The sequence below is a fragment of the Chryseobacterium sp. VD8 genome (genome assembly GCF_037149975.1).
GTDB lineage: Bacteria > Bacteroidota > Bacteroidia > Flavobacteriales > Weeksellaceae > Chryseobacterium > Chryseobacterium indicum.
Genome location: NZ_JBBCQL010000330.1, coordinates 1 through 3,412, shown reverse-complemented (window position 1 = coordinate 3,412; position 3,412 = coordinate 1). Strand labels below are relative to the sequence as shown.

Genomic DNA, 3,412 nt, shown 5'->3' with positions numbered 1-3,412 from the left:
TAAGCAACCAGATTAAAGAATATGCTACCGCACAGGAAACAGGTGTTTCTTTCAGCAATTTTTCTTCATCGGTTCCTATTAATGTTAATTTAAATGATGACGAAAAGCTTACGCTGGTAACAGTAATGGATGGCGGATTTGATATCAGTACCGCAGTGGTGCAAAAAAATGCAAATACGGCTACGGATAATACTTTATCATTCGAGAGTATAAAACTTACTCCTAATCCTGCAAAAGATTATGTAGACGTAAATATCAATCTGGAAAAAAGCGAATTGATTACTTTAAGAATCATCAGTTCTTTAGGTAAAATATCTTCTGAAAAATCTCAAATGCTGAACAGCGGAAAACAATCCATAAGGCTCAGCACAGAACAGCTTCTTCCGGGAACTTATATTGTTGAGATAAAATCGTCCTCCAAAACTACTTCGCAAAAGTTACTCATAACGAGGTAATGCAATTCATATCTTCAAAAATGCCATCCGGAATCGGATGGTTTTTCTTTGTAAGTTAGTAAAATAGCCTATTCTTGTTCACATAATCTGAAATTAAAATCTTTTTGTTTTTTGTGATTAATTTAAAACTCTAAATATCGCCTGATTGTAAAAAATAAATTAAATTCGAAACAACAAAAAATAACCTTTAATGATACAACTTCCTTTATCTAAACTTTCCAATGTGGGAACTACGATTTTCAGTCAGATGACGCAGCTTGCCAATGAAAATGAAGCCATCAATCTGTCCCAGGGATTTCCCGATTTCATGCCGGATTCCGAATTGCTGGATCATGTGGATCATTTCATTAAAAAAGGCTTTAATCAGTATGCGCCGATGGGCGGAATGATCGGTTTGAAGGAAGAAATTGCCGGAAAAATTGAAAATTCTCATCAGGCAGTGTATCATCCGGATTCTGAAATTACCGTTACTGCAGGCGGAACTCAGGCTATTTTCACAGCAATTGCCACTTTTGTAAAAAAAGAGGATGAGGTCATTATTTTTGAACCGGCTTACGACTGTTATGAACCTACCGTAGAACTTTTCGGAGGAATCGTAAAACGTTTCGAGATGAAAGCTCCCGATTATGAAATCGACTGGAATGTTGTGAAAAATTTAGTCTCGGAAAAAACAAAGATGATTATCCTGAACAATCCGAACAATCCTTCCGGAAAGATTTTAAAGGAAAATGACATTCAGGAATTAATTAAAATTGTGGAAGGAACTTCTATCCTGATTTTAAGTGACGAAGTCTATGAAAATATTGTCTTTGACGGAAAACAGCATTTAAGCATCTGCAAATATCCCGAACTGAAAAACAGAAGTCTTCTGGTTGCTTCATTCGGAAAACTGTTTCATGTTACCGGCTGGAAAATAGGTTATTGTGCGGCTCCGAAATATCTGACTGACGAATTCAGGAAAATCCATCAGTTTAATGTTTTCTCCGTGAATACACCGATGCAGCTTGCTTTGGCGGAGTATATGAAAAATCCGGATCATTACAATCAGCTGAATCAGTTCTTTCAGGAAAAAAGAGATTTTTTGAGACAGGGTTTAGCCAATACTTCTTTTGAATTACTGGATTGCGAAGGAACTTATTTTCAGGCTTTAAAATATGATAAGATTTCTGACAAAAATGATCTTGATTTCGCTCACGAACTCACGATTAATCATAAGGTGGCAAGTGTTCCTTTCTCTTCTTTTTATAAAAACAGACTGAATGAAAATGTTATCCGTTTGTGTTTTGCCAAGAAGCAGGAAACTTTAGAAAGAGCTTTGGAAAATTTGTCTAAACTGTAATTTCGTTGATCGTTGATTTAGCAAACTATAAAGATTTCAAAAAAAATTTAACCGCAAAAGATGCAGAAGACTTTAATACGTTTATTTAAAGTATTTCAAAGTGTGTAAAGAGAAAAAAATCTTTGATTTTTTTAAACTTTTTAAATTTAACCACAAAAGATGCAAAAGACTTTATTGGATTTATTTAAAGTATTTCAAAAGTCTGCAAAGAGAAAAAATCTTTGATTTTTTTTAAAACTTATGTGTTCTTTTTTCCATTTAAGTATTAAACTTAAACTACTAAAGTGTTACAATCTTTTGCATCTTTTGCGGTAAAAAAGTTTAGACAAATTTTCCATTTAAGTAGTAAACTTTAAAAACTAAAGTGTTTGCATCTTTCGCAGTAAAAAAGTTGAAATAAAAAACTGGTGACATTGATAATTTCTGTCACCAGTTTTTATTTAAGATTATAAAAACATACCTCCGGAAGCTTCAATTCTCTGTCCGTTGATCCATCTTGCCTCTTCGGTACACAGGAAAGCCACTATTCCGCCGATGTCGTCGGGAACTCCTGCTCTTCCTAAAGCGGTATTATTGGCAACCATAGCATTGATGTTTTTATCATCCCTTGTTCTTCCGCCGCCAAAATCTGTTTCAATAGCACCGGGAGCCACAACATTGGATTTAATTTTTCTTGCACCCAGCTCTTTTGCCTGATATTTCGTAAGCATATCAATCGCTGCCTTCATAGAACCATATACGGAAGATCCGGGCAATGCAAACCTTGCCAATCCTGACGAAACGTTGATGATTCCTCCGTTTTCATTCATAAAAGGCAAAAACTTCTGAGTCAGGAAAAATACACCCTTGAAATGAATATCCACCATATCGTCCAACTGCTCTTCGGTAACCTCCGGAATCGGGCAGTACAAAGCTGTTCCTGCATTATTGATGAGATAATCGATATTTCGGCTGCCTGTATTTTCTTCAAGGTGATCTCCTACCGTTTTTACAAAAGCATCAAAACTTTTCACCTCTTTTGTATCCAGTTGATAAGCAATTGCTTTCTGTCCTAAAGACTGAATTTCTTCTACTACTCTATCCGCTTCTTCCTTATTGGTTCTGTAAGTTAAAATGACATCAAGACCTTTCTGGGCAATTTTAATAGCAGAATTTCTTCCTAATCCTCTGCTTCCGCCTGTAATCAGAGCAATTTTTGTTCTTGTTTCCATTATTTAATGATTTATTTTAATGAGACAAAGTTCAGGTAATTTACGGTTTAGGCGTTTGCTTTAATCAAACTTAAATTTGCAAAATTCAAATCATGACCGGAATTCTAAAGGAGCGAGAGATGTTTTCTTTTTGAAAAAGTTTGAAAAATGAGCAATTTCCTCAAATCCTAGAGCATAGGAAATCTCAGAAACATTCCACTTGGTCTGTTTCAGAAGAATTTTTGCTTCCTGAATAACCCTTTCTGCAATAATTTCCGTAGTGGTTTTCCCCGTACTTTCTTTCAGTTTTTTATTTAAATAATTTACATGAACCCCCAATCGGTCTGCATAATCTTTTGCCGTTTTCAGCTGCAGTCTCTGATCCGATGATTCTATGGGAAACTGCCTTTCCAACAGTTCTACAAACA

At 35.3% G+C, this 3,412-nt stretch carries 4 protein-coding genes; 2 read left to right on the top strand and 2 right to left on the bottom strand.

The features are described from left to right. Positions 1–455, top strand: a 455-nt coding sequence (locus tag WFK35_RS21540) for a T9SS type A sorting domain-containing protein (RefSeq protein WP_336734590.1), incomplete at its 5' end; no start/stop codon positions are given. Positions 456–645: 190 nt separating this feature from the next. Further along, complete coding sequence (locus tag WFK35_RS21535; protein ID WP_336734589.1) at positions 646–1,794, top strand: methionine aminotransferase; 1,149 nt, start codon at positions 646–648, stop codon at positions 1,792–1,794. Positions 1,795–2,240: 446 nt separating this feature from the next. Here WFK35_RS21535 and WFK35_RS21530 read toward each other — a convergent pair whose 3' ends face one another. Beyond that, positions 2,241–3,005 carry an SDR family NAD(P)-dependent oxidoreductase gene (locus WFK35_RS21530; protein WP_336734588.1) on the bottom strand — a complete coding sequence of 255 codons (765 nt, stop codon included), beginning with the start codon at positions 3,003–3,005 and terminating at the stop codon, positions 2,241–2,243. Positions 3,006–3,095: 90 nt separating this feature from the next. Continuing rightward, the coding region (locus tag WFK35_RS21525) for a helix-turn-helix domain-containing protein (protein WP_336734586.1) at positions 3,096–3,412 on the bottom strand (317 nt) is incomplete at its 5' end.

Bases quoted from the DNA above. Each gene is read 5' to 3' on its own strand.
- WFK35_RS21530 (WP_336734588.1), bottom strand. From the start codon at position 3,005: ATGGAAACAAGAACAAAAATTGCTCTGATTACAGGCGGAAGCAGAGGA.
- WFK35_RS21535 (WP_336734589.1), top strand. From the start codon at position 646: ATGATACAACTTCCTTTATCTAAACTTTCCAATGTGGGAACTACGATT.